The following is a 26,023-nucleotide window of genomic DNA, read 5'->3' as shown; positions in this document are numbered from 1 at the left end:
GTTACAGGGATTCCGCTGAATGGAATGCCGGCGTGGCCCGTGGGTCCTGGAGCTGCCGCCCGATCCCGCGGGCCGCCGTCTGCAGGGCCGGAACCAGCGCCTGAAGCCGCATTTCCTGCAGGGGAACGACGACGCCGAGCGCCGCCACAGTGCGGTTCCTCGCGTCACGCACCGGAACAGCAATTCCCCAGGTATCGGGGTCCACGACGCCGGCCAGCTGTGCAAAGCCATGTCCGGCCGTCTCCTGCAGCAAAGTGCGGAGCGCCTCCGGCTGCACCTTGCCGTCGGGGTCACGGAACTGCTGGACGTAGTCCGCCTGGACCGCCGGCGGCTGGTTGGCCATCAGCGCCAGCCCGGCGGAGGAGACGTGCACCGGCATCCGCCCGGCGATCTGGGCCCGGTTGGCCACGGAACCGCGGCGGGACAGACGCTCGACGAACAGGGCTTCCCAGCCCTCCAGCACGGCCAGGTTCACGTTCTGGTTCAGCACCTGCTGGATGTCCTCCATAAAGGGCATGGCCGCCTGGCGGAGGGCCAGGGTGGGGGAATTTCGGTTCACCAGCTCCCACAGGCGCAGCCCGAGCCGGACGGACCCGCCGCTGCCGAGCTCCAGCAGCCCGTGTCCGGCGAGCTGCCGGACCAGCCGATGGGCGGTGCTCAGGGGCAGCCCGGCCCGGTCCGCGAGTTCAGAGAGCTGCAGCACGGTGACTCCCTCGGGAAACGCCGCGATCACCCTGACCACGCGGTCCACCACTGAGTCCCCGGTGCCGGAGTTGGCCATAACAGTCTCTTCCGTTGAATGGATCCTGCTTCCACTCTACGCTGCGGCCGGTGCTGCCGGCCGGCACCGGGACCGGCAGCGCAGTGCCGTCACAGCGCCCGGTTAAGGCTCCGCCGCAGGAGCCAGGCGCCCAGCAGGAGCAACACCGCGGCCATGCCCGCGAGCACACCAAGCTGCGGCAGGATGTCACCGAGAGTGCCCTCGTGGCGCTGGATGGCGGCGAACGCCTCGTATGCCCAGCGGTGCGGAGTGACGAAGGAGACGGCGGCCAGCGTTTCCGGGAAAATCTCGGGCGGCACCATACAGCCACCCAGGCCAGCCAGCACGAGTCCCGTCCCCACGCCCACACCGGAGGCGGCGGTGTCATTGTCCACCACCGAGCCGACAATCATCGCGGCTGCCGCCGCGACAGCGCAGAAAAGCACCAGCACCAGGACGGACAGCCACGGATTGCCCCAGTCGACGCCGAACAGCACTGCGGTGCCAGCCATGATGACGCCGCCCTGGACAAAGGCGATCGCGAACCGTCCCAGCGCCTGCCCGGCCACGATCTGGCCGCTGGAAACCGGGGCCGACATGACCCGGCCGACCACACCGAACCGCCGCGCCTGGATCAGCGTGGCCGCACCGGCGAGCGAGCTGAGAAACACAAAGAGCAACACCTGTTGGGAGGCACCCAGGTCGAACTGGCCCAGTCCCCGGAACTCCCGGACGGCGTCGTCGATGTCCACGATCTCCACGGCCGGCACGGCCAGCTGCGCGGCGGCCTGGTCCAAGGCACGGCAGGCCTGCTCCTCGGGGATTCCGGCGCCGGTCAGGGCTGCGATCCGGCTCCGCTCCAGTGCCACGGCCTGCACGGCGGTGCGGACCTGCTGGATAACGGCCAGGGCGGAGGACTGCGAGGCCATCACGACGTCGAGCTCCGCCGGCCGCCCCGCGTCGAAAGCCGTCGCTGCTGCCTCGTCCAGGAACAACCCGACGTCAGTGCGTCCGCGGCTGAGGTCCGCCCGGGTGGCGTCCTCGCTGCTGGCAATAACGTCGACGCCGGCTGAGTTGAGTTCCGCGCTCAGGGCCTCGGAGAGCGCGCTGCCCGGACCGGCGATGGCCACCCGGGCTTGGCTGCTGCCGGCGCCGAACTGCGAACCGAGCAGCAGGATCAGCAGGAACGGGAAGATGAAAACGAAGAAGATGTTCGACCTGTCACGCAGGAAGCGCCGCAGCTCCACTGCGGCGATCGCGGCCATGGCGCTCATACCTGGGCCCCCCGGTTCGGCAGCAGGCGCGAGAGCAGCAACCCGGCCGCGGCGAAGGCAAGCATCACCGCGACCGGCCCCGCGATGTCCGTGAGGCTTCCGCCGCCGGCCGAGATCCCGAGACCCCGGATGAACGCCCCGATCGGGTTGAGGTCCAACAGGGTCGCGGCGAAGCCGGTGCCCTGGACCGGGAAGAAGGCGCCCCCCGCGATCCCCAGCACCATCGCCAGGATGGACTGCGCCACGTTGGCCTGCTCCGCTGTCCGGACCAGGCGTGCGACCACGAATGTCAGGCTGGTGGCGGCGGTCACGACGCTGAGGATCAGGGCGGCCACCACTGGCGGCGAACCGAAGGACACGCCGAACAGCCGGGAGCCGACTGCGAGCAGGACGGTGGTGGCCGCGACGCCCAGGATAAAGCCGGTGCAGGCCTTGGCTGTTATCACCGCGCCACCCGTGACCGGCATCGACCGGAGCCTTGCCAGAGTGCCTTGTTCCCGTTCTGCGAGCAGCCCCAGCACCCCGAATCCGACCGTGAACATCAGGAACAGCCCGGCCTGGCCCGCCACAAGGGTGCCGCGGAGCGACAGTTGTTCGGCGGCGGCCCGCCCTTCGGTCACCGTGAGCAGCGGCGGTCCGGCCGAGGCCTGCTGGGCCAGCGCCGCGAGTTCCTGGGGCGGCAGCCCGGACATGCCGCCGGCGGCCGCGGTCACCGTTCCGGCGGCGAACTGGTCCACGATCCCCTGGACCACGGTGATCAGCACGCTGGTTTCCAGGGTGGCGCCGTTACCCTCGACGAGTTGGACGGAGACTGCCTGCCCGGAGAGCACGGCGTTGCTGAATCCTTCTGGAATGATGATGCCGAGCTCGGCGCCGCTGGCCCTGGTCTCGGTGCGGACGTCAGCGGACGGAACCCGCCGGATGGTGACGTCCAGGATCTCAAGTGAATCGACGGTGCCGAGCAGTGCCGCGCCCAACTGGTCGGCGTCGTCCGCGCTGGCGATGACGGTGGCGGGCCGCAGCTCGACGGTGTCCTCGCCGACGCCGCCGAACACCAGGCTCAACACGCCCATGAGCGCGAGCGGGACGATGAGGGAGAAGATGACAACGGACTTGTCCCGGATGCGCTGGCGCAGGTCGTTCCCGACCATAGTCCACAATCCCTGCATCTCAGTCCCTCAGCGCTTTGCCGGTCAGGTGCAGGAAGACCGACTCAAGGTCCGGCCGGACGATCTCCACGGACGTCACCGACATTCCGGCGTCACCGGCACCGGTCACGATTCCTGCGAGTGCTGTGGGTCCGTCGCTGACGGTAAGCATCAGGCCGGTCCCATCCTTGTCGACCCGCTGCACTGCCGGCAGCATACGAAGGGCCTCCGCTGCCCGGGACATGTTGCCGCCGCCGCGGAGGTTGATCCGGTCCACACCACCAGTGAGCGTGATCAACTGGTCCCGGGTGCCCTCGGCCTGGATCCGGCCCTCGTCAATGACCGCAATCCGGTCGCAGAGCCGCTCGGCTTCCTCCATGTAGTGGGTGGTGTAGAGGACCGCCATGCCTTCGACCGAGAGCTTTTCGACGGCTTCGAGGATGGAGTTGCGGGACTGCGGGTCCACCCCGACGGTCGGTTCGTCCAGGATCAGCAGGCTGGGCCGGTGGAGCAGGCCGATGCCGATGTTCAGCCGGCGTTTCATGCCGCCGGAGTACTTCTTGGTCAGGTCGCCGGCACGGTCGCTCAGGCCGATCAGCTCCAGCACCTCGTTGGTGCGCTCGGTGAGCCGCTTGCCGGAGAGCCCCTGGAGCCGGCCGAAGAACTTCAGGTTTTCCCGGCCGGTCAGGTCGGGGTAGATGGCCAGTTCCTGCGGGACCAGGCCGATGATCCGCTTGGCCTGCGTCTCTGACGGGGTCATGTCGCGGCCCGCCACGCGGACGGTTCCCTCACTGGCGGGGATCAGGCCAGCGACCATGGAGATGATCGTGGTCTTTCCGGCGCCGTTGGGGCCCAGCAGCCCGTACGTTTCGCCGGCGCGGATGTGGAAGGAGACATCGTCGACGGCGGTCAGGTCCCCGTACCGCTTGACGAGCCCGCTGACGTCCAGCACGTCCTTCGTTAGAACCTCAATCATTTCCAAAAGAACTCCCCCAGTTCCGTCGCACGCGGCTGTGCCCAGAGTAGCCTTTCGTGCGGGATGCCGCCGGGACAGGGTCCTTTGACCCCTCCTGCCTGTCAGCCGGGATGCGCCGGGCGCTTCGCCCGCGCTGCCTGCCCGGCGCGCAGCCGCCGCCATACCGTCGGGGTGAGCACGACGGCGATGCCGACGGCCGCTCCGATGACGGTCTCGAAAATCCGGTCGCGGAGCAGGATGCCGGGCGCTGCAGGCACCACGAGCAAGGTCGAAATCAACGCCAGCGGGGTGACGAAGATCTGGGCCAGGACGTACTGGCGGGCGATGAACATCTCGGCGCCGAACTGGCAGGCCGCGATCACCAGCACGGTCTGCCAGGGGGAGGGCTGCAGCAGCAGGATCCCCGCCAGCAGCACCAGCCCGATCGCCGTGCCGAGGATTCTTTGCACCCCGCGGCTTACCCGGTGCCGGGTGGAGTGCCCTACGAGCGGGACGACGGCGGCCACCATGGCCCAGTAGTTGTGGCCGAAGCCCAGTCGCTCACCCACCAGCGTTGCCAGGGTTCCGGCCAGGCCGGCCGCCACCAGGTAGCCGATGCTTTCGAGCAGGGCCGCCCGCTGTTCGGCCTTGCTGAGCGGGCGGCGGGCCGGCAGGACCCACGGCGTCCGGCGGCTCCGGAGCACCCGGGAAGACACGCCGACCAGCAAGGAGAACGCGACGGTCAGCACCGCCACGAGCATGCCCTGCCCGAGCGGGGGCTGGTCCGGGATGGAGGCGATGGCGGCGAAGGCAAAGATGTGGAACAGGGAGCCCGCGGGCCGGAGCCGCCACCAGGCCACGATCAGCGAACAGCAGCCCGCCACCAATGTCGTGGCGAAGACCTGGAGCCAGAGGTTTTGCGCGGCCGTGAGCGCGAAGGCCGCGCCTGCGCGCGCTGTCAGGGCGGCGGCGAGCATGACCACCAGCATCAGGGTTCCGGCGCGGAGCTGCAGGCCGAAGCGCACGGCGTGTGGTTGATTGCGGCCGTAGATCCCGGTGAAGGCACCAAAGGAGGCGAAAATGGCAAGATCGAGGCGGCCCAGCAGCAACAGCGTGATCAGCGGAACGAAGACACTGATGGCACACCGGATGGCCACCTGGTGGTCCTTGTTTGCGGGACCCATGGTGAACAGCTCGGCAAGCATCTTCACGGGTAAGAGGCGCCTTTCCTGCAGTCGGATGTTGACGACGGCGGCGCTGGCATCCAGTGGCATTCTACGCCGGAACGGCGCGGAATCCGGAAGCTCAATCCATTCAGTGGAACCGGCTGCGGCGGGATAGGTGATAGCGTCTAGCGGTTGATTACCTGCCGGACACGGCACCCAGACTGACATCAAAGGCACACCGGAGGACCCCATGCTCAAAGGATTCAAGGACTTCATCCTGCGCGGCAACGTGATCGAACTGTCCATCGCCGTTGTGGTCGGCACCGCCTTCACCGCCCTGGTCAGCGCTTTTACATCGAACATCGTGAACCCCATCATTGCTGCGGCCGGCGGGGTCGAGACCGACGGGCTGGGGTTCCGTATCTGGCCGGGGAACGACAAAACCTTTCTGAACTTCGGGGCTGTGATCACCGCGTTCGTCACCTTCCTGATTACGGCCGCCGTCGTCTACTTCATCTTCGTGGCGCCGATGAACCGGATCAACCAGCTGGTCAAAAAGCGCCTGGCCACGGCGGAGCCGGAGGAGAAGCCGCTCCCGGCGGACACGGCCCTGCTGGCCGAGATCCGTGACCTGCTCGCCCAGCTTGCCGGCCCGGAGCACAGACCCGCGGCCAGCCGCGGCTTTGAACGGGCCGTCGAACACACCGTCGAGGCCGCAGGTGAACGCAGCCGCTAGCCCGAGCGGAATCGTCACCGGGCGGCAATAGGCCTGTAACAGCGGCCGGTCAGCATGGGACTATGAAGCCCTTAACTCCTGGCAGGAAACACGACGCACCACAGGCCCCGGCCGCCTCCGAGCTGAGCTGCGAGGTCTGCGGCCGGATGCCGGAACCGACCAAGGCCCGGCTGACGCTCGCCAACGTCGCCGTGATGTTGCCGATCGAGCTCGTCGTCCATGCGGCAGTCGTCGGGACCCATCTGCCCTATGCGGCCAAGGTTCTCGTCCTCACGCTGACCGCCACGATCCTGGTCATCTGGGTCGCGGAGCCTTCAGCGGCGCGGATGCTGCGGCGCTGGCTGCACGCCCCCGCGCTGCGGCACCGCAGCAGGCTCGGCGCCGCACCGGCACTGTGGCGGGCCCGTACCGTGCTGCGGGACCGCCCCGGCTCGCTGCAGAAACTCACGCAATCACTGGCCAGGCTGGACACCAACATCCTGAGCATCCACGTCCATCCGGTCGACGGCGGCGTGCTGGACGAGTTTGTGCTCTCCGCGCCCGGCGAGCTGCGCGAGGCGGAACTGCTGAGGGCCCTGCGTGACGGCGGCGGCAGTGATCCGCATGTCTGGCCAACCACGGCGCTGGCCATGGCTGACGGTCAGACGGGGGCGCTGAGCCTCGCGGCCCGGATCGCGGCCAACCCCGAGGAGTTGCCGCTTGCAGTGGCGGAACTCCTGCACGCGAGGATCGAGACCAGTCCGGATACGGACACCGCCGCCGCGGCGACCACCGCAGGCCCGGCGCCGGCCACGGACGGCAGCGTCCTGAGGATCCCGACTGCCTGGCACGGTCCCATCACGTTTTCCCGTCCCGGCGAACCGTTCACCCCGGCGGAATCAGCACGGGCGCACCGGCTGGCCGAGCTCGCCGAGATTCTCGCGCACCGCCCGGTCTCCAGCCGGTGACGGGGTGAGTTCCCCGATTCAGCGTCGGTGCACGTGTTCGCTCAGCGCGGTGTGCCGCCGGATGCCGGGCCCCGGGTGCTGGAATCGCGTTCCCACACCGCCGGATGTCCCGTCCCCCGGCGGCCAGCCAGGGCAAATCCCAGGTAAACCGAGGCGTGGACCGCGGAGAGCGGACCACGGATAGAGCGGACGACGTCCGAGAGCGTCTGGCTTGCCGTACCGAACCGGCCGTTCTGCTCGGCGTTGCCGCGGTACACGCGATGCAGGACGGCGACTTGGTCCCTGGGCGTCCTCGGCGGGCAGATCACGACAGGATCCACGTCCAGGACGGCCTTTTCCGTAGGCCCAAAAAGATGGTCCACGAACAGATCATCCGCGGTCAGATCAGGGAACTGCTGGAAACGCTGCCGCCCTTCTTGGGACAGGCCGTAGACACCTCCTCCCCAAAGTCCGCTGCGGGCTGCCGGCAGATGCAGCCGGGTGCGGTAATACGAGTGGATCAGCGGGTGGGCGTCGTGGAGGTCGAAGCGCACGGCCGGACGGGCAGCGAGTACCTGGCCGGAAAGCAGCGCGTTGAGGACGTCGCGCACGGTGTCCGGACTGATCTGCACATCCGCGTCGAGGTAGAGCCGCGGCCAGTGCGAGGCTATGGTGTCACCGGCGTTGAGCGCTGCCGTCTTGGATGGCTGCTCCAGCTCCAGCACGGTCACACCCCCGAACGCCCGTGCAATTGCGGCCGTATCGTCGCTGCAACCATTGCAGGCCACGATGACCTCAAGTTGTCCTGCCGCAGCCAGTGGGGCCAGCGGTGCCAGCGTCCGCGCGATCACGGCAGCTTCATTATGCGCCGGAATAATCACGGAACCGTGCGGGAACATTCGGGCGTCCGCGTGCTCCACTACGTCCAGGCTGGGGCCGGGAAGCGCCGTCCAGCTTCCCTCGTTGAGCACTGTCCGCAGAGCGCCACGGTGTCCCGGCTTCCAGCACCGCAGCGCTTCGGACAGGACGACGGCAGCGTGAAACGCCGCCGAGTAGGCGTCGGAATGGTATTTGCGGATGTAGCGGACACGGTTGACGGCCAGCAGCGCGTTCAATTGTGCGGACTCGCCGGAGGCCCCGCCGGCGTGGCTCATGACGGCCGCGGGCTCGTACCAGACGGTTTCCCCCATTGTCCGCAGCCGCCGGAAGTAGTCTGTCTCTTCGCTGTAGAGGAAGTAGGACTCGTCCCATTCCAGCGAGTCCGCAATCGAACGCCGGACCATCAGCGCAGCGCCGGTGGCCCAATCCACGGTGTGCGGGTGGGCGTAGCTTTCCGGGGAGTAGTCCGTGCCGGCAAGCCAGCCTGGCCGGTTGGGCGCCCGCCGGCCCAGCAGCGCGTCGCCCACGGCCGTGGCGATGGTTGGCTCGCGGAAGAGCGAGTGGCTGGTTGTCCCCCGCCCATCCACCAGGCGTGGCACCACGGCCCCGGCCTGGGACGCCAGCAGCCGATGCAACATCGTTTTGATGCTGCCCCGTTCCACCGTGAGGTCGGGGTTGAGCACTACCACGGTCGCCGCGTCGCCGGCCCTGCCCATGGCGGCGTTGATGCCGCCGGAATAGCCCAGATTGCCGCCCGTACCGAAGGCGTGGACGTCAGGGTGACGGCGGCGCACCAGGTCCAGGGTGCCGTCGCTGGAAGAGTTGTCTGCCACCAGCACCCGCAGCGTTAGATCGGCAGTTTCCCGCCGCAGGCTCTCCAGCAGCTGTCCCACGCATCCTGAGCTGTTATACGTCACAATAACGACGGCGGCATCCGCCGCACCTTCCGTCCCGGTAAACCGGCCCGGCGTCCGCGGGGCAGGGGCAGACTCGGGCCGTGTTTCCGTGCGGGCCGGCGGGACAGCGCAGGAGGCAGTCCGCAATTTGAGGTAAGCCGGTGGTCCGTCGACGAGATAGCGGCCAGCCAGCCGTTTGGGCTCGAGGGCCAGCCGATATCCCCACTCCAGGCCATGCTCACAAAACCATTGGGGTGCCCGCTGCACCCTGCCAGCCAGGAAGTCCACCGCCGCACCGAAAGCCAGCAGGACAGCCGCCCCGGTGGCCTCAGCGTAGCGGTCGATCCAGAGTTCCTGGCGCGGCTTGCCGAGTCCGACGTAGAGGATCTGCGTGCCGGACGCGGCAATCTCTCCGGCGATCCGCTCGGAGTCCCGGACGGAGGCCAGTTCCTCCCTGGTCGGGGACCACATGCCGGTGACGTGCAGATCTGGGTGCTCATTTCCGAGCTTCTGCGACAGCAGTTGCTGGTTGGCTTCGGACCCGCCGAGAAATCCGACCTTCAGCCCGAGGTCCGCGGCCCGCGCCAACAGTGGGGATGCCAGGTCGCTGCCGGCCAGCCGCGGCCACCGGTGCCCGGTGATTCGCTGGGACTGGGCAACCAGGGGCGCACCGTCAAGGAGGTAGAGCCAGTCCACGGCACTCGCGGGATCCGCATGCAAAGTGCCGGCCCATCGGCCGCCCGTTCCGAAATGGTGCAGATGGTCCAGGTTCACCGACGCCACCCCCAGCGGCGGGAGGCCGCCACCTTCCGTCACCCTGGCGATTATCCTCTTGAGCGCCGGCTCGGGCTCCATCAGGTCTACCGGGGTGCCGCCCAGAATGACCTTGCTGCTGTCCAGCTTTTCCACGCCGCCTCCTCAGTCCATTGCCGCAGGGGTTAATTGCCCGTTGGTTTCGACATACCGCCGGCCGGTGGCCGGGCAAAGCCAATGGCCACCGCCGTCGTCCTTCAGCGGGTGTCCAGCCTCGCCCACCCAGCCCGCCTGCCTGGCCGGGACGCCGGCCACGATGGCGTACGCCGCCACGTCCCTGGTGACCACCGCTCCGGCGGCCACTGTTGCCCACTCGCCAATTACTGCGGGGGCGATGCAAATGGCGCCGGCCCCGATGGACGCCCCCTTGCCGACCGTGACGCCAACCGCGACCCAGTCGTCCGCATCCTTGAGTGTCCCGTCCGGGGTGATGGCACGGGGGTGCAGATCGTTGGTGAGCACCGCCGCGGGGCCGACAAAGACTCCGTCGGCAAGGCATGCCGGCTCATAGACGAGGGCATAGTTTTGCAGTTTGCAGTTGTTGCCCAGCACGACGGCGGGGCCAACATACGCGCCGCGGCCAATATTGCAGTTGCTGCCCACTGCGGCGTCCTCGCGGACCTGCGCGAGGTGCCAGATTCTGGTCCCGTCCCCTATGACGGCGGTTTCCGCCACGTCTGCTGTATCGGCGATGGTTTTCATGACACTCCTTGTGGAAGCCGGTTCCGTGCCGGGGTCCGGCGCGGCGTCCCGCGCCGGGTGTGTTCGGATTATCCGGATGGCCGCGGCGCCCAGCACGACTCCCAGGGTGTTGTTCATAACGTCCCCCAGGCTCGCCGTGCGTTGGCTCAGCGCGACGTATTGGACGGTTTCGATCGCGGCTGAGGTCAGCGCGCCGACGACCACTGCCAGCCACCACCGACGGATCGGCAGGAGCAGGGCGACGATCAGCCCCAAAGGGACAAAGAGCAGGACGTTGGCTGCCCCCTCGACGTGCATGTACGTGATGCCGGCTGTCAGGGGGTAACCCCGGACAGCTTGAATGACATCTCTCAGCAGGCCCGTCAGCGGACGGTCCACCGGAGTCGGCCAGGCGCCGATGAACGCGAGGCCAATCAGGTATAGCACCAAGGCGGCGAGCAGGATCCCCCGGTGTGCCGTCGCGTTCATCGTCTGACGTCCCTTCGCACCGGGCCTGGATTCTGGTGTTTCACGGCTGCCCGACGGCGGCCTGCAGGTGGTCCGCGACATACCGCTGCTGCGACTCGCTGATGTGCGGGAAGATCGGCAGCGAGAGGATTCCGCGGGCGGCCTGCTCGGCGACGGGGAAGGACCCGGGGCCGAGGCCCAGGCCCCGATAGGCGGGGCTGAGGTGCACCGGAACCGGGTAGTGGATGCCGGCGCCGATACCCGCGTGATTCAATGCCTCAAGCACACGGTCCCGTTCCGCGACCCTGATGACGTACAGATGCCAGACGTCGGCGTTGCCCGGGGCGGTGCGGGGAAGTACGACGCCTGGCAGGTCCGCCAGGAGCTCCTGGTAGCGGGCCGCGGCGCTCCGGCGCCGTGTGTTCCATGCGGCCAGCCGGCGCAGCTTGGCGTTGAGCACCACCGCCTGGATGGTGTCGAGGCGTGAATTCATGCCGACCGCGTCGTGCTGGTACTTCCGCTCGCTGCCGTGGGCGCCCAGCATCCGCACCCGGGCCGCGAGGTCGTCGTCAGCCGTCATCACCGCCCCGGCATCCCCGGCGGCGCCGAGGTTCTTGCCGGGATAGAAGCTGGTGCCGGCAGCGAGTCCCAGCGTGCCGGCGAACCGGCCGTTGCGGGACGCGCCTTGGGATTGGGCGGCGTCTTCGATAATCACGGCGCCGCAGGCTGCCGCAATCGGTGCCAGTCGCTCGACAAAGGCGGTTTGGCCGAACAGGTGGACGGGAATGATGGCCTGGGTCCGGGCCGTCACGGACGCTGCCACCCGGTCGGGATCGATCAAAAGGTACTCGGGGTCGACGTCGACCAGCACCGGCACCGCGCCGATCCGGCTCACGGCCTCGGCGGTCGCGATGAAGGTGTTGGCGGGGAGGATGACTTCCCCGCCGGCCTGGACACCGGACGCGCGGAGTGCCAGTTCCAAGGCGTCCGTGCCGTTGGCGACCCCGACGCAGTGCCCGATTCCGAGGAACCGGGCGTACGCCTGCTCAAATTCGGCCACGGCGGGGCCCCCGATGAAGGAGGTCTGCGCGAAGACTTCCTTCAGGCCAATCTCGACTTCACCAGCTATCTCGTCCTGCTGGGCGCCAAGGTCAACGAAGGGGACGGAAATGCCAGCCGTCGTGCCCCGGATCATCGCACGCCGCCTGCCGCAGCCGCCGCGGGTTCCAGTACGCGTGCGGGGACGCCGGCCCAGGTCTCCCCGTCGGGAACATCGACCAAAACAGCGGCTCCCATGCCGACCCTGGCGCCGGCCCCCACTGTGATGCGTTCCCGCACCGAGGCGTTCATGCCGAGATACGCAGCGCGCCCGATCCTGACCCCGCCGCCCAGTGTGACGCCGGCAGCCAGGGTGGCGAAGTCCTCCACGACGTCGTCGTGGGTCACCGTCACCCCGGGCATCATCACGACATGGCTCCCGACTGTAATCCCGGCGGTCAGCGTGACATTGCCCAGCAGGATGCTCCCGGGACCGATGTCGCAGCTGTACGGAACGCGCACCGAAGGGTCGACCACCGTCGCGAAGCGGTGGCTCGGGAAGCCCAGCCCGGCGAGTCGGGCGACAATCTGCTCGCGGCCCTTCCCCGCACCGATGCAGACCACCACGCGCGCCTCCGGGTAACGGAGGGCGTGGCTTGGGGGGCCCACGATGGGGGCGCCGTCCAGGGCTGACCCGACCTTGGATTCGTCATCGTCGAGGACTCCGACGACGTCGAATTGGCCGTTCTCGCGTACGCAGGTAAGCACCTCAAGGGCAAGGCCGCTGGCGCCGATCAGCAGTAGCTCAGTCATCAGATTTGCCCCGCAGCCTTCAGGATCGAATAGATGACCCGGGACTGCTCATCCAGGGTCAACTGGTGGTAAACCGGCAAAATGACGGTGTGATCCGTGAGCCGCTCCGTCACGGACAGGTCCGCCGTGCCGGTGTTCAGCCCGGCGTAGGCGGGTTGCCGGTGTGCGGCCATGATGCCCCGCCGGGCGGAGATTCCGTCCTGCGCCAGCCGCTCCAACAGTTCCTCCCGCCCGAGGGCGAAGTCCGGCAGGACTTCGAACCAGAAGGACTGGAAATTGCTCGTTCCATACAGCGGGTCCTGGCTGAAGCGCAGCCCCTCCACCGCCGCGAGCGCCTTCCGGTATCCGTCGGCGATGGCCCGGCGCCGGGAAACGGCCTCAGCCAGCCGGCCCAGCTGCACGAGCCCGACGGCCGCCTGCATGTCGGTCATCCGGTAGTTGAAACCGATCTCCTCGTATTCCTCCGGCGGGGCCAGGACCGTCGCATGCCGGGCGTTCGCCGAGACACTCATGGCGTGTTCACGGAGTTTCCTGGCCCGCTCGGCCCATTCGGCGTTGTTGGTGGTGAGCATCCCGCCCTCACCGGTGGTGAGGATCTTGCGCGGGTGGAACGACCAGGCGGCGAGCTCGGCGCCGGCCCCCACCGGGCGGCCCCGGTAGGTGGAGCCCGCCCCGCACGCCGCGTCCTCGATGACGGTGATGCCCAGTCCGTCACAGAGGGCGCGGATGGGAACGAGATCGACCGGCATGCCGCCCTGGTCGACCACGATCACGGCGCGGGTGGCGGGCGTCAGGACGGCGGCGAGCGTCCTCACGGACACGTTCCCGGTGTCCGCCTCGACGTCGGCGAAGACCGGCCGGGCGCCAACGTAGGTGACCGCGTTGGCGGTGGCGATGAAGGAGAAGGAAGGCACCACGACGTCGTCGTGGGGTCCAATTCCGGCCACCTTCAGGGCCAGATGCAGGGCCGTGGTGCAGTTGGAAACCGCGACGGCGTGGCTGGCCTGCTGCCCGGCGGCGAAGGCTTCCTCGAAGCGCGCCACGCGCGGTCCCTGTGCCACCCAGCCGGAGGCGATCACCTCGGCCACGGCCTCGGCTTCCTCGGCCCCGAGCCACGGCTTCATCACGTTGATCCGGTTCAGGGCCTGATCCTGGCTGACCGTCACCGTGCGCTCCCGACCCTGGCGTCGGCAATTTCGGTGCGCAGTGGCCGCCACCAGTCCACGAGTTCGCGCAGGCCCTCCTCGAGTCCGGTTTCGGCACTGAAGCCCAGGTCGCGCCTGGCCGCGGCGGTATCCGCCTGGCGCCGGACAACGCCGTTGACGGCCCTCTCGGGGCCATGCTCCACCTGCAGCTCCGAATCCATGGCCCGCAGCAGCGCCTCGGCGAGTTCCAGCAGGCTGGTCTCTGCACCGCTGGCGACGTTGTACACGCCTTCGTCCACGCCACTGCCCGCCGCCAGGATATTGGCCCTGGCCACGTCCCGGGTGTGGACGAAATCCATGGTCTGTTGTCCGTCGCCGAAAATCAGCGGCGGCAGCCCGTCCTCGATCCGCTCCATCCAGCGCACGAGCACTTCGGTGTAGAGACCGTGGACGTCCATCCGTGGGCCGTACACGTTGAAGTAGCGCAACAGCACATAGTCCAGGCCGGACATCGCTCGGAAGCTGCGGGCCATGGCTTCGTTGAAGGACTTGGCAGCACCGTAGAACGTGTCGTTGTTGTGGTGATGGTGGCGTTCGGTGGTGGGAAACGACTCCGCCATGCCGTAGACCGAGGCGCTGGAGGCCGCCACGAGCTTGCCGACCCGCTGGGCGGACGCGGCCTCAAGCACGTTGAAGGTCCCATCCACAAGCACCTCCAGTGCCAGCCGGGGTTCCTCGGCGCACTGGGTGATCCGGATGGCCGCCTGGTGGAAGACGATGTCCTTGCCCCGGCTCAGGTCGTGGACAAGGTCCCGGTCGCGGAGGTCCCCTTCGACGAACTCGACCCGCCCGCTGGCGATGGCCGGGTCCAGGTTGGCGCGCCGGCCCCGGACCAGGTTGTCCAGCACGTCGATCCTGCCGGCACCGGCTTCGAGCAGGTGGTCCACGATCGTGGAACCGATGGTCCCGGCTCCGCCCGTGACCAGGACCTGCGCTCCTTGCAGGATGCTCATCTGCTTACCTCCAGTTGCGGTTCGTTTCCGACGACGATGCTGGCTTTCCCGTCCGCGCTGAGACTGTCACTGACGGCCTCCAACACGGACAGCACGCGGAGCCCGGAGGCGCCGCTGGTCCGCGCCGGCCGCTGCTGCCAGATGCTGTTGGCGAATTCGGCCACCATCTGGCCCAGCGCCTCGTATTCGGGCAGCGCGGGCGACCAGGTGTCGCCCAGCCGGTAGGAGATCGCCGAGGTCCTCCGGTCCGCTGCCGATCGTGACTGCCGGTCCAGGCTGACGCCGCGGTCATAGACGCTGAGCCGCTGCTGGGGATTCAGGTCATCCCAGACCAGCGTCCGCCGGGAGCCACCCACCACTAGCTGGCGGATCTTGGTCGGGCTCAGCCAGTTGACATGGACGTGGGCCATGGCGTCGTTAGGGAGGGCAAACGTCAAGTGCCCGACGCAGGCCTGGCCCGTTCCCAGCGGATCTGCGCCGTGCGCTGTCACTTCCACCGGCCGCAGCCCATCGGGAAGGATGAAGTCGAGAATGGACAGGTCGTGCGGTGCGAGGTCCCAGAAGACGTCCACGTCCGGCTGCAGGAGTCCCAGGTTGATCCGAACCGAGTCGATGAAGAGAATCTCCCCGAGCGATCCGTCGGCGATCAGCTCCCGGATCTTCAGCACAGCCGGGGTATAGCAGTAGGTGTGGTCCGCCATCAGGACCAGACCGCGCCCCTCCGCCTCGTCGACCATTTCCTGGCCCTTGACCCGGCTGTCCGCCAGTGGCTTCTCGACCAGCACATGCTTTCCCGCCTTCAGCGCCGTCAGGGCGATGCCGTGGTGCGTGTGGGCCGGCGTCGCGATCGCAACCGCATCGACGTCGGCCGTGTCCAGCAGCTCGTCAATGGACCTGAAGACCGGAACCCGGCCCTGGGCCGCGGCGAGCCTGGCAGCCCTGGCCTGGTCCAGGTCCACGATTCCGGCCAGATCCCAGTCGGGGCTTGCGGTGAAGTTCCGGGCCAGATTGGGACCCCAGTAGCCCGCGCCGATGACAGCCACCCGCAACGGCCCGGGGCCCGCTCCCAGATCCTGGCCGCGCGAGTACCCCGATCGTGATTCATTCATTGTGTTTCCTCACTCAGTCAGTACGCGCCGGCCGGCACGCACATAGCTCTGAAGGTGCGCCACATGATGATGACGTCGCCCATGATTGACCAGTTTTCGACGTAGTAGAGATCCAGGCGCACGGCCTCATCCCACGGCAGGTCCGAACGGCCGTTGATTTGCCACAGCCCGGTAATCCCCGGTTTGATCAGCAGCCGGCGGTGCGTGTGCCGCTCGTAGCCGCTGACCTCGCGCTGCAATGGCGGGCGGGGCCCGACCAGGCTCATTTCCCCGGACAGGACGTTCCAGAACTGCGGCAGTTCGTCCAGCGAGTACCGGCGCATCCAGCGTCCGCAGCGGGTCACCCGGGGATCATTGCGCATCTTGAACAACACTCCGGCGCCGTCGTTCTGGGCTCCGAGCCCGGCAAGCGCAGCTTCGGCGTCTGTCACCATGGAGCGGAACTTGACCATCCGGAAATGTTGTCCGGCCTTGCCGGCCCGCTCCTGCCGGAACAGCACGGGTCCCGGGCTGTCGAGTTTGACGATGACCGCCAGTACGATCAGAAGCGGCGAGAGCAGGACGAGGGCGGCAGCGGCGACCATGATGTCCATTAGCCGCTTGAAAGCGTGTTTGGCGCCGCTGTACCGCGGCACATCCACGTGCATCAGCGGCAGACCTTCCACCGGACGCCAGTGGATCCGGGGCCCGGCAACGTTGGTCAGGGATGAGGCCAGAACCAGTTCCGCTTTGTGCTCCTCCAGCCCCCAGCCCAGTTCGCGGATGTACTGGTTGCCACCGGGTACGGGGCCGGCCACGATGACCGCCTCAGCGCCGCAGAGACCAACCGTCCGGACGACGTCATCGGTGGAGGAAAGGACCGGCACCCGGCGGCCGTCGACGTCCAACGACGCCCCCCGCCGCCCGCCTGGCAATGCGACCCCGAGGATGTCGTAGACGGCGCCGGACTTCTTGGCGATCCGTTTGAGCACGTAGCGCACATCTTCGGCCTGGCCAATGACGATCGCCCTGACGAGGTACTGTCCCTGGGCCTGGCGCGCGTTGTACCAGCGGCGGGCAATCCAGCGGCTGCCCGGCAGCAGGATGAGGCCCAGCGGGAGGGACACCAAGTAGAACGCGGACGCCGGCTGGACACGGAACACCACCAGGCCGACGGCGAGGAGCCCAAAGACGGCGCTGCTGGCAGCGGCCACACGCTTGTACTCACTGGTTCCAACACCCAGGATCTTCGGGTCCCGGGTGCGGTAGATGCCCAGGGCCGCGATCCACAGCCCGCCGAGGACAGCCCCAATGGCGGCGCCGTTGAGGTCTGCGACCGCTCCCGCGAAGGGTTGGCCACCCTCGGCGTGAATGAGGAATCCCGCCAAGACGGAAATGGTGACCAGCAGGCAATCAGTACCCCGCAGCAGGCGGCACAGGAACCGTGCCCATTGCCGGCCGGAGAGCCTGACCGCAGCCGGCGGCGGGGCGGCGGCGGTCACGGGGCGTCCGGCGGACGGCCGTCGCTGGGGCGCCAGGATTGACGGGTTGCCATGCGCGGTTTGGGCTGTGCTGAGGACGCGGGTGGTGTGGGGTGCGTAGGCGAGGTCGGCCAGCGTGCTCACGGGGTGCCCGGCCAGGTGTCCGGCGCTCGGGAGGGTCAGCTTGAGCGGCCGGCCCTCGACCTGCGGTGTCACTGGCGCCCGCAAAAGTCGGAGGCCCGCACGGCAGCGGGCGCTGCATCCGGATTAAAAAACGCTGTCCGGTCATTGGGCCGGACAAGCGGGGCGACAAGGAACCAGCGGGCCATTGCGACTCCCTCCAAGGCAATTGGCTGCATCGTTTGATGCCTGAGCCAATCCAAGTTGGTGGGAGAACCCCGGTCACGCGTGGTCGCTACCTGCCTTTGCGCCCGGCCCCGGAGGGCAGGATTCGGGTAGTACTCGCTACCCGGACCTGCCCCCCAATGCTGGCGCCGGTAATCGGTGGACAAGTATCCCCGCAGGCCGGCGGCGGGTGTTTAGGCGGACATTCGAATTTTCAAGGCATCCGGCTCGACGGTCACGGCCAGATGCGTTCCGGCGCCGAGGTGGTCGCCGTCAAGCTGGAACTCCTGTTCACGTTCCAGGGTGATTTCGGCAGATTTGCCCTGGAAGTACTCGACCGACTCAGTCTCGCGTTTGTTCCGGCCGAAGATTCCGGCTACGACGCCCAGCCAGCCGAGCCGCCCGCGGGGGGCGAGGATCAGCAGGTCCAGCACACCGTCGTCGATTTTGGCGTCGGGGAAGATCTCGACTCCGCCCATGATCCGGCCGCAATTGCCGATCATGACGCTGCGGATCCTGCGCCGGACGGGTTCCCCGCCGTCGATGCTGATCCGCGCCTTGACCGGTTTTCCGGGGAGCTTGCGGATGCCGGCCTCGACGTACGCGAGCCAGCCCATGCGGTCCTTCAGCGCGTCGACGGTGTCCGCCATGATGGCGGCGTCGTATCCGAGACCGGCCATGACCAGGAACACCTGTTCGTCGTCCGAGTGGTCAAGCCGGGCCTTGACGACGTCGACCGCTTGTTCGCTTCCGTTGAACACGTCGTAGCAGGCGGAGACCGGGTCGCTGATGTCCACGCCCAGGTTGCGGGCCAGCAGGTTTCCGGTTCCCAGCGGGACCAGTCCCATGGGGGTTCCGGTGCCGGCCAGCACCTCGGCGACGCAGCGCACGGTTCCGTCGCCGCCGGCGGCGATCACGACGTCGACCCCCGCGTCCAGCGCCTGGCGAGCCTGGCCGGTGCCCGGGTCTTCAACGGTGGTTTCCAGCCAGAGCGGCTCTGCCCAGCCCTGCGTTTCGCAGAGCCTGTTAATCGCCTCCTGAAGCGCCGGACCACCGGATTTGGCGGGGTTGATGACTACGGCTGCGCGTCTGGCCTGCGGTTGGCGCTCAGGCGCGGGATCGTTCTCTGGCATGGCGTCCTTCGATCGCAAGGGGCGTCGGGTGTCCCGGATTGAAATCCTAGCGGGGTTCCGCGCGTAACATCCGCAGCCGGGGCACGAACCGTGGACGTCCGCGCGCCGCGGTCACTAGACTGGCCATGCTCAAGTACTGGAGCCTGCCGGCGCGTGAGATCTGCCGGGCAGGCCGCCTGTCCGGATCAGCCTGGCAGGATGCGCTCCAGGGGCGGGAAGCGGGAGCATATGTCCGAACCACAGGAGAACTACTCGGCCGAGGCCGAGGCGTCCAGCACGGACCCCCACGACTGGGGCCGGGCCATGGCGCTGGCGGTCACGCGGCTGGCAGAGCAGATCGCCCCCGCGGACAGCGAGGACATCCATGCCGCGCTGGTGGGCAAGGACCTGCGCCTCAAGATCCGTGATGACTCCGCAGGGGTCATCATCACGGTTTCGACCGCGTCGGCGTCGGGCCCTTCCAGCTGACGGCCGCTAGCGTCCGGAGGACAGGTCCGTGGAGATAAGTTCGGCGGTCGCCACGGTTGCCGCCCGCACTGAGTCCAGGTAGGCCTCCGGGTCCGGCTGGCTCGCGACCGACTGGGCCTGCAATGACACGTTGATGGCGGCGACCACCTTGGGTCCGTCATGGACCGGCGCGGCGAGGGACATCAGCCCAAGCTCCAGCTCCTGGTTCAGCAGGCACCAGCCCTGGGCCCGGACGCGGGCCAGTTCCGCCAGCAGGCCCGCCCGCGTTCCGATGGCCAGCGGCGTCAGGGGCCGGATCTGCGTCCCGGCCAGGCAGTCCTCCAGCTGGGCGGGCGGCAGCGCCGCCAGCAGCACCCTCCCCATCGAGGTGGCGTACGCCGGGAATCGGGTTCCGACGGTGATGCCGACCGTCATGATCCGGCGCGTCGCCACCCGGGCGATGTAAGCGATGTCCGTCCCCTCCAGTACGGCGGCCGACGTCGACTCCCCCAGCTGGAGGGACAGCTCCTCGAGGTGCGGCTGGGCGAGCTGCGGCAGCGACAGGCCCGACAGGTAGGCATAGCCGAGTTGCAGCACCTTGGCCGTCAGGGCGAAGATCTTGCCGTCGGTACGGACGTAGCCCAGCTCCACGAGCGTGTACAGGAACCGCCGCGCCGTGGCGCGGGTGAGGTCCGTCCGGGCCGCCACCTCGGTCAGCGTCATCTTCGGATGGTCCGTGTCGAAGGCGCGGATCACCGCCAGCCCGCGCGCCAGTGACTGTACGTACTGGTCACTGGCGGCGGGCGCGCCATCGGCCCTGGCGCGTTTTGCTGCGTCAATCATTTCCATGCCTCCCGGTCCCGCACCACTGTATCGGTGCGGGCTGATCCTCAGCTTGCGACGGCGGACGCGGCCTGGAGCGGCACCGGAACCATTTTCTGCAGCTCCTCGAGCGTGCAGCCGAACGTTTCGCGGACCTGCACGCCGCCGGGTCCGGTCAGGAAGACGGCCTTGTCCGTGTAGACCCGGGTGACGCAGCCGATGCCGGTCAGGGGGTAGGTGCACGCCTCGACCAGCTTGGACACACCCTCACGCGTCAGGAGGGTCATCATCACGAAGACGTCCTTGGCGCCGGTCGCGAGGTCCATGGCCCCGCCGACAGCCGGGATCGCGTCCGGCGCGCCGGTGTGCCAGTTGGCGAGGTCGCCCGTCGCGGAAACCTGGAAGGCCCCCAGCACGCAGATGTCGAGGTGGCCGCCGCGCATGATCGCGAACGAGTCGGCGTGGTGGAAGTAGGACGCCCCCGGCAGCTCGGTCACCGGGATCTTGCCGGCGTTGATGAGGTCGCCGTCGATCTGGTCCCCGGTGGCAACCGGACCCATGCCCAGCATGCCGTTCTCGGTGTGGAGCGTGATGTTCTGCTCCGGCTCGAGGTAGTTGGAAACCAGCGTGGGCTGGCCAATGCCGAGGTTCACAAAGGAGCCGGGCTTGATGTCGCGGGCCACGAGGCGGGCCAGGTCATCGCGGCCCAGCGGCTGGTCGGACGTCTGAATGCCGGTCAGGCCACCCGCCTGGTCGTTGGATTGGACGCTCATTTCAGGCCACCTTCACAATGCTGTTGACGTAGATTCCGGGGGTCACGATGACCTCGGGGTCGAGGCCTCCGGTCGGGACAATTTCCGAGACCTGGACCACCGTGTGCTTGGCCGCTGCGGCCATGATCGGGCCGAAGTTGCGGGCCGTCTTGCGGTAGACGAGGTTGCCCTTGCCGTCGGCCTGGAAGGCCTTGATCAGCGCGACGTCGGCGTGGATGGGAGTCTCGAAGACCTGGCCGCGGCCGTCGAGGATGCGGGTTTCCTTGCCCTCGGCCAGCATGGTGCCGTACCCCGTGGGGGTGAAGAAACCGCCGATTCCGGCGCCCGCGGCGCGGATCCGTTCGGCCAGGTTGCCCTGCGGCACCAGTTCCAGCTCAATCTCCCCGGCGTGGAACTTCGCGTCGAAGTGCCAGGAATCGGACTGCCGCGGGAACGAGCAGATCATCTTCCGCACCCGGCCTTCCTTGATCAGCAGCGCGAGGCCCTGGTCGCCCTGGCCGGCGTTGTTGTTGACGACCGTGAGGTCGGTGGCGCCGCAGTCCATCAGGGCGTCGATCAGTTCGAACGGCTGCCCGGCGTTGCCGAACCCGCCGATCATCACGGTGGAGCCGTCCTTGATGCCGGCGACGGCCTCGTTGACGCTCTCTAAGAAGTTCAGCATGTCCTAGCCCTTTACTGTCACTGTTTTTGCCGGCGGCACGGCGGACGCCGTGACGTTTTCGAGGACGACGGCGAGGCCCTGGCCGACGCCGATGCAGATCGCGGCGACGCCCCAGCGCTGCCCGGAGGCCTGCAGGGACCGGGCCAGGGTGCCGAGGATCCGGGCGCCGGAGGCACCCAGCGGGTGGCCCATGGCAATCGCGCCGCCGTGCCGGTTCACGATGGCCGGGTCGATGCCCCAGCCGCTGATGCAGGCCAGCGACTGCGCGGCGAACGCCTCGTTCAGTTCGACGGCGCCGACCTGGTCCCAGCCGATACCGGCCTTGGCGAGGGCCTTGTTCGCGGCCTCCACCGGGGCGTAGCCAAAGAACTGCGGATCGTTGGCGTGCGCGCCGCGCCCGGCGATCCGCGCCAGCGGTTCCATCCCGAGCAGCCCGGCGGCGTTCTCGGATCCCAGCCACGCCGCGGAGGCGCCGTCGGAGAGCGGGGACGCGTTCCCGGCCGTGACCGTGCCGTTTTCGGTCCGGAACACGGTCTTGAGCCCGGCGAGCTTCTCCGCCGAGGAGCCGGCGCGGATGCCCTCGTCGCGGACCACGTCCGTGCCGGGAACCGGGGCCACGAGGTTGTCATAGAAGCCCTCGTCCCAGGCGGCCGCGGCCAGGTTGTGCGAGTTCGCGGAGAACTCATCCTGCGCCTGACGGGTGATCCCGTATTTCTCGCGCAGCCGTTCGGTCGCCTCACCCAGCGACACGGTCCAGTCCGGGCGCATCGCCGCGTTCACCAGCCGCCAGCCCAGCGTGGTGGAGACCAGGGTCATGTCACCGGCCGGGTACGGCTTCTCGGTCTTGGGCAGCACCCAGGGCGCGCGGGACATCGATTCGGCGCCGCCGACCAGCATCAGCTCCGCGTCGCCGGTGTTGATCTGCCGGGACGCGATGATCGCCGCGTCCAGCGAGGACCCGCAGAGCCGGTTGACGGTCGTACCCGGGACCGAGACCGGCAAACCGGCCAGCAGCGTGCCCATCCGGGCGACGTTCCGGTTCTCCTCACCGGCACCGTTGGCGTTGCCGAACACCACCTCGTCGATCCGCTCGACATCCAGCTTCGGAGCGCGCTTCACGGCCGCGCCGATCACATGCGCGGCGAGGTCATCCGGACGGACCCCCGCGAGCCCGCCACCGAACTTCCCAAACGGGGTCCTGACGGCATCGTAAATGTAGGCCTGGTTCACGGCGTAGTGTCCATTTCTGAGTTGTCCATTGATTCTGTGTTGTCCATTGAGTGGAAGACCTGCTGGGCGGTTTTGAAGGCGGTGTTGGCGGAGGGGACGCCGCAGTAGATGGCGGTTTGCAGCAGGATTTCCTTGATCTCGTCCCGGCTCAGGCCGTTCGTGAGGGCGGCACGGACGTGCATGGCGAGTTCCTCCCAGTGCCCGTGCGCGACCATCGCGGTGATCGTGACGGCGGAGCGCATCTGCCGGGTCAGGCCCGGACGGGTCCAGATCCCGCCCCAGGCGATCCGCGTGATCATGTCCTGGAAGTCCTCGGTGAAGGAATCCTTGTTGGCGTTGGCGCGGTCCACGTGCGCGGCGCCGAGCACTTCCCGGCGGACCACCATGCCGCCGTCGTAGATTTCCTGGCTGGTGGCGTCCGGCTGCACGACTCCATGCCGTTCCAGGCCGGCCCGCTCCGGCCCGGTCACTCGCCGGCTCCGCGGGATTCGGCCCAGGTGATCAACGTCCGCAGCAGCCCGGCGACGTGCCCCGGAGCCTCGAACGGGGCCAGGTGGGCCACACCCTCGAGGGTCACGGCATTCGCCGTGCCGCCGCCCGCGGTGATTCCATCGGCGATCGCCTCGACGAGCGACGGCGTGGCAACAGTGTCCTCCGCACCCGCGAGGGCCTGGGTGGGGACCCGGATGCTGCCGAGTTCGTCCCGGACGTCATAGCCGGCGAGAGCCTCGCAGCAGAAGGCGTAGCTGAACCGGTCGGCGTCGCGCAGGCTGTGCAGCAGGCGGCCGCTGAGTTCCGGTTCGCGCTCCATGAACCCGGGCCCGAACCAGCGCTGCGCCGAGCCCTGGATCATCACCGGTGTACCCTGGCTGCGGACGGTCTCCGCGCGTTCCAGCCAACCCTCGGGCGTGCCGATCTTAGCGCCGGTGCACTGCACGGACAGGCTCTTGAGCCGTTCGCCGTGTTTGATGCCCAGCTGCAGCCCGGTGGCGCCTCCCAGGGATACCCCGGCGTAGTGGAACCGGGCTCCGGGCGCGATCGAATCGACCAGCTCGACGACCGCGTCTGCCAGTTCGGCGACCGTGAACGTTTCCTTCGCGGCTGGTGAGGTCCCGTGGCCGGGCAGGTCCCAGGCGACGACGTCGACGGCGTCCCCGAGCAGGGCGCCGGCCTGGCTCCACAGCAGCGTGGACGTGCCCAGGGACGGCCCCACCACGAGGAGGGGCTTGTCCCCCAGCGGCCGGTGGGGCGAAAGCAGTACTGCCTTGACTGTTGGTCTAGCCATGAGAGGCTCCGTTCAGGTCGGGGATCGGTGAGGAGGCGTGGGTACCGGTGGCGCCGAACTCCGGGTAGGCCGCGAGGATGCGGCGGGAGATTTCGGCGGCCTGGCCGAGATAGTTGCCCGGGTCGAGCAGCTCCTCCAGCCGGGCGTCGGGGAGCAGCTCCGCCGGGACGGCGGCGCGGAGCAACCGCCGGTAGGTGGCGGCCTGTTCGGCGGCCGGGGCGCGGAGCGTCTGGTCCACGACGGACTGCAGCCGCTGCTTGCCGTCGGCGCCGTGCTCTGCCGCGAGGAGCGGTGCGACGGCGGCCGTAACGGCCTCGCTGAGCAGCAGCGGTCCGGAGAGTTCCAGGTTGCGGCGCATGGCCGCGGGGAAGACCTGCAGGCCCTCGGTGAGTTCGCGGAGCTGCCCGGCGGCGCCGAGGCCCAGGCGGAGGAGCTGGCGCAGGGCCGGCCATTCGCTGTGCCAGGCACCGTCGGGGCGTTCGTCGTTGAAGTTGGCGGCGGCCAGGTGCAACTGGGCGGCCAGGCCGGGCGCCTGCAGGGCGGCGCTGCGGACCAGCACGGACAGCACCGGGTTCTGCTTCTGCGGCATGGCTGAGGATCCCCCCCGTCCGGCGGCGCGGGGTTCGGCGAGTTCGGCGACCTCAGGGCGGCTCAGGAAGAGCACGTCAGCGGCAATCTTGCCGGCCGCGTCGGTCACGGCGGCCAGCGCGTCGCCCAGGGACGTCACCGCCAGCCGGTTCGTGTGCCACGGCGCCGGAACGGCAGCGAGGCCGAGTTCCGTGGCCAGCCGGTCGGAGAGATCAAACGGTGACAACCGGGAACGGTCGCCCAGCGCCGTGCCCGCTGTCAGCACGGTGCCGGCCGCGAGGGTTCCGGCCGCTCCCCCGGTCTGCACCGGGAATTCGAGGGCCTCCAGCCGGCGCGCGGCGGCGGCGAGCCCGTGGAACCATTGTGCCGCCTTGAGCCCGAAGCTGAACGGCAGGGAGTGCTGGGTGAGGCTGCGGCCCACACACAGTGTGTCCGCATGCTGTCCGGCAAGCGTGGCAAGCGCAGCGGTGGTGGCCCGGAGCTCGGTGAGCAGTCCGCGGACGGCGTCCCGGGCCAGCAGGATCAGGGCTGAATCGAGCACATCCTGGCTGGTCAGCGAGGTGTGGACGGCTTTTCCGGCGCCGATCCCCGCCGTGTCAAGGGCCTTGACCTGCTCGCGGAGATCCGCCAGCAGGGGAATCACCGGGTTGGCGCCGCCCTGGGCGCGCACGGCAAGGCCCGCAAGGTCATAACGGTCCGCCTCGGCGGCCGCGGCGACCAGCGCGGCCGACCCGGCTGGCGCCAGGGACGCAGTCTCCAGAACCGTGGCCCAGGCGGCCTCGACCCGGAGGATGGCGGCCAGCACCGCCCGGTCCCCGGTCAGCGCCGCCACACGGGGCGACGCCGACACGGGACTCAGGAGGCCTACGTCGCCCCCGGCACCGAAGGAGGTCACTTCGAGGAGCCCTCGAAGTCGAGGAACACGGTCTCGCCCTCGCCCTGAAGCCGGACGTCCCAGGTCAGCCCGCCGTCGGGGTCGCGGCGTGCGATCAGCGTCTTGCGGCGCTCCGGATCCAGCGAGGCCAGCAGCGGATCCGCGGCCAGGGCCTCGTCGTTCTCCGGCAGGTAGATCCGGGTGAAGAGCCGGTTCATCAGGCCGCGGGCAAAGACCGCGACGGAAATGAATGGGGCCGCGCCTTCCTCGGTGGGGCCGGGATTCACTGTCGTGAAGGTGTAGACGCCGGTGTTGCCCACGGCGCTGCGGCCGAAACCGGTGAAGGTGTAACCGTCGCGCACCAGCGAACCCGTGTGGCGCGGGATGCTGCCCTCGGCGTCGGCCTGCCAGATCTCCAGGATCGCATCCGGAATCGGATGGCCGGCGCCGTCGTACACGGTGCCCTGGAGCCGGATGGAGCCCGGGGAGCCGGGAGCCAGCAGCTCGCGGTCCTTGCTGTAGGGCAGCGCGTAGCCGTAGAACGGTCCCACGGTCTGGCCGGGGGTGGGGGTGAGTTTACTCATG

The 26,023-nt window shown here is 68.6% G+C and carries 25 protein-coding genes and 1 pseudogene; 3 read left to right on the top strand and 23 right to left on the bottom strand.

What is annotated here, in order from left to right; genetic code table 11:
- Position 1: 1 nt before the first annotated feature.
- The 5 genes from J2X01_RS06725 to J2X01_RS06705 all read right to left on the bottom strand — a co-directional run bounded on the left by J2X01_RS06725 (position 2) and on the right by J2X01_RS06705 (position 5,348).
- Positions 2-781 carry an IclR family transcriptional regulator gene (locus J2X01_RS06725; RefSeq protein ID WP_310052121.1) on the bottom strand — a complete coding sequence of 260 codons (780 nt, stop codon included), beginning with the start codon at positions 779-781 and terminating at the stop codon, positions 2-4.
- A gap of 89 nt (positions 782-870) precedes the next feature.
- On the bottom strand, positions 871-2,034 hold the full coding sequence (locus J2X01_RS06720; RefSeq protein ID WP_310052117.1) for an ABC transporter permease: 1,164 nt from the start codon (positions 2,032-2,034) through the stop codon (positions 871-873).
- Positions 2,031-3,185, bottom strand: a complete 1,155-nt coding sequence (locus J2X01_RS06715; RefSeq protein WP_310052114.1) for an ABC transporter permease — start codon at positions 3,183-3,185, stop codon at positions 2,031-2,033. The genes J2X01_RS06720 and J2X01_RS06715 overlap by 4 nt, the downstream gene beginning before the upstream one ends.
- A 19-nt stretch (positions 3,186-3,204) precedes the next feature.
- Positions 3,205-4,158, bottom strand: a complete 954-nt coding sequence (locus J2X01_RS06710; RefSeq protein ID WP_310052111.1) for an ABC transporter ATP-binding protein — start codon at positions 4,156-4,158, stop codon at positions 3,205-3,207.
- 101 nt (positions 4,159-4,259) lie between these two features.
- Entirely contained in the window at positions 4,260-5,348 is a 1,089-nt protein-coding gene (locus J2X01_RS06705; RefSeq protein WP_310052107.1) for an FUSC family protein, read from the bottom strand.
- Between the two features lie 205 nt (positions 5,349-5,553).
- Between J2X01_RS06705 and mscL the strand changes: the two genes are divergently transcribed.
- Positions 5,554-6,039, top strand: coding sequence for a large conductance mechanosensitive channel protein MscL (gene mscL, locus J2X01_RS06700; protein ID WP_310052105.1), 486 nt, complete (start codon positions 5,554-5,556; stop codon positions 6,037-6,039).
- Between the two features lie 62 nt (positions 6,040-6,101).
- A complete protein-coding gene (locus J2X01_RS06695) occupies positions 6,102-6,986 on the top strand; it encodes an amino acid-binding protein (RefSeq protein WP_310052102.1) in 885 nt (294 codons plus the stop codon).
- A gap of 41 nt (positions 6,987-7,027) precedes the next feature.
- Here J2X01_RS06695 and J2X01_RS06690 read toward each other — a convergent pair whose 3' ends face one another.
- The 10 genes and pseudogenes from J2X01_RS06690 to J2X01_RS06645 all read right to left on the bottom strand — a co-directional run bounded on the left by J2X01_RS06690 (position 7,028) and on the right by J2X01_RS06645 (position 18,758).
- Positions 7,028-9,649, bottom strand: coding sequence for a WecB/TagA/CpsF family glycosyltransferase (locus J2X01_RS06690; protein ID WP_310052098.1), 2,622 nt, complete (start codon positions 9,647-9,649; stop codon positions 7,028-7,030).
- Positions 9,650-9,658: 9 nt separating this feature from the next.
- On the bottom strand, positions 9,659-10,255 hold the full coding sequence (locus J2X01_RS06685) for an acyltransferase (RefSeq protein ID WP_310052356.1): 597 nt from the start codon (positions 10,253-10,255) through the stop codon (positions 9,659-9,661).
- A 78-nt stretch (positions 10,256-10,333) separates the two neighbouring features.
- Positions 10,334-10,552, bottom strand: a pseudogene (locus tag J2X01_RS22130) (VanZ family protein); the annotation flags it as partial.
- A 211-nt stretch (positions 10,553-10,763) separates the two neighbouring features.
- Positions 10,764-11,897: a DegT/DnrJ/EryC1/StrS family aminotransferase gene (locus J2X01_RS06675; protein WP_310052096.1), complete on the bottom strand. Its 1,134-nt coding sequence runs from the start codon at positions 11,895-11,897 to the stop codon at positions 10,764-10,766.
- Positions 11,894-12,553 carry an acetyltransferase gene (locus J2X01_RS06670; RefSeq protein WP_310052093.1) on the bottom strand — a complete coding sequence of 220 codons (660 nt, stop codon included), beginning with the start codon at positions 12,551-12,553 and terminating at the stop codon, positions 11,894-11,896. Before J2X01_RS06670 ends, J2X01_RS06675 begins: the two co-directional genes overlap by 4 nt.
- Positions 12,553-13,677, bottom strand: coding sequence for a DegT/DnrJ/EryC1/StrS family aminotransferase (locus J2X01_RS06665; protein WP_374724946.1), 1,125 nt, complete (start codon positions 13,675-13,677; stop codon positions 12,553-12,555). Before J2X01_RS06665 ends, J2X01_RS06670 begins: the two co-directional genes overlap by 1 nt.
- A 38-nt stretch (positions 13,678-13,715) precedes the next feature.
- Positions 13,716-14,711, bottom strand: coding sequence for an NAD-dependent epimerase/dehydratase family protein (locus J2X01_RS06660; RefSeq protein ID WP_310052087.1), 996 nt, complete (start codon positions 14,709-14,711; stop codon positions 13,716-13,718).
- Complete coding sequence (locus J2X01_RS06655) at positions 14,708-15,820, bottom strand: Gfo/Idh/MocA family protein (protein WP_310052085.1); 1,113 nt, start codon at positions 15,818-15,820, stop codon at positions 14,708-14,710. The genes J2X01_RS06660 and J2X01_RS06655 overlap by 4 nt, the downstream gene beginning before the upstream one ends.
- A 17-nt stretch (positions 15,821-15,837) precedes the next feature.
- Positions 15,838-17,340: a sugar transferase gene (locus J2X01_RS06650; protein ID WP_374724945.1), complete on the bottom strand. Its 1,503-nt coding sequence runs from the start codon at positions 17,338-17,340 to the stop codon at positions 15,838-15,840.
- A 479-nt stretch (positions 17,341-17,819) separates the two neighbouring features.
- Positions 17,820-18,758: a diacylglycerol/lipid kinase family protein gene (locus tag J2X01_RS06645; protein WP_310052077.1), complete on the bottom strand. Its 939-nt coding sequence runs from the start codon at positions 18,756-18,758 to the stop codon at positions 17,820-17,822.
- A 228-nt stretch (positions 18,759-18,986) separates the two neighbouring features.
- On the opposite strand from J2X01_RS06645, the gene J2X01_RS06640 reads away from it, so the two are divergent.
- Entirely contained in the window at positions 18,987-19,226 is a 240-nt protein-coding gene (locus J2X01_RS06640; RefSeq protein WP_310052074.1) for a hypothetical protein, read from the top strand.
- Between the two features lie 6 nt (positions 19,227-19,232).
- Here J2X01_RS06640 and J2X01_RS06635 read toward each other — a convergent pair whose 3' ends face one another.
- Genes J2X01_RS06635 through pcaG form a run of 8 tightly spaced genes read right to left on the bottom strand, consistent with a single transcriptional unit; the run spans position 19,233 to position 26,022 of the window.
- Positions 19,233-20,048: an IclR family transcriptional regulator domain-containing protein gene (locus J2X01_RS06635; protein WP_310052071.1), complete on the bottom strand. Its 816-nt coding sequence runs from the start codon at positions 20,046-20,048 to the stop codon at positions 19,233-19,235.
- A gap of 47 nt (positions 20,049-20,095) precedes the next feature.
- The gene (locus tag J2X01_RS06630) at positions 20,096-20,800 is read right to left on the bottom strand and encodes a 3-oxoacid CoA-transferase subunit B (protein ID WP_310052068.1); all 705 of its coding nucleotides are present in this window, start codon (positions 20,798-20,800) and stop codon (positions 20,096-20,098) included.
- A 1-nt stretch (position 20,801) separates the two neighbouring features.
- On the bottom strand, positions 20,802-21,461 hold the full coding sequence (locus J2X01_RS06625) for a 3-oxoacid CoA-transferase subunit A (protein WP_310052066.1): 660 nt from the start codon (positions 21,459-21,461) through the stop codon (positions 20,802-20,804).
- Positions 21,462-21,464: 3 nt separating this feature from the next.
- Entirely contained in the window at positions 21,465-22,691 is a 1,227-nt protein-coding gene (locus J2X01_RS06620) for a thiolase family protein (RefSeq protein WP_310052064.1), read from the bottom strand.
- The gene (gene pcaC / locus J2X01_RS06615) at positions 22,688-23,161 is read right to left on the bottom strand and encodes a 4-carboxymuconolactone decarboxylase (RefSeq protein ID WP_310052062.1); all 474 of its coding nucleotides are present in this window, start codon (positions 23,159-23,161) and stop codon (positions 22,688-22,690) included. Before pcaC ends, J2X01_RS06620 begins: the two co-directional genes overlap by 4 nt.
- Positions 23,158-23,976, bottom strand: coding sequence for an alpha/beta fold hydrolase (locus tag J2X01_RS06610; protein ID WP_310052060.1), 819 nt, complete (start codon positions 23,974-23,976; stop codon positions 23,158-23,160). The genes pcaC and J2X01_RS06610 overlap by 4 nt, the downstream gene beginning before the upstream one ends.
- Positions 23,969-25,459 (bottom strand): lyase family protein, encoded by a 1,491-nt coding sequence (locus J2X01_RS06605; RefSeq protein ID WP_310052057.1) that lies wholly within the window; start codon positions 25,457-25,459, stop codon positions 23,969-23,971. The genes J2X01_RS06610 and J2X01_RS06605 overlap by 8 nt, the downstream gene beginning before the upstream one ends.
- Positions 25,456-26,022, bottom strand: coding sequence for a protocatechuate 3,4-dioxygenase subunit alpha (gene pcaG, locus J2X01_RS06600; protein ID WP_310052054.1), 567 nt, complete (start codon positions 26,020-26,022; stop codon positions 25,456-25,458). The genes J2X01_RS06605 and pcaG overlap by 4 nt, the downstream gene beginning before the upstream one ends.
- Position 26,023 lies beyond the last annotated feature (1 nt).

This window comes from Arthrobacter ginsengisoli, from assembly GCF_031456935.1.
Taxonomy (GTDB): Bacteria; Actinomycetota; Actinomycetes; order Actinomycetales; family Micrococcaceae; genus Arthrobacter; species Arthrobacter ginsengisoli.
The sequence above is the reverse complement of the archived record's forward strand: the minus strand, read 5'-3'. Positions and strand labels throughout refer to the sequence as shown.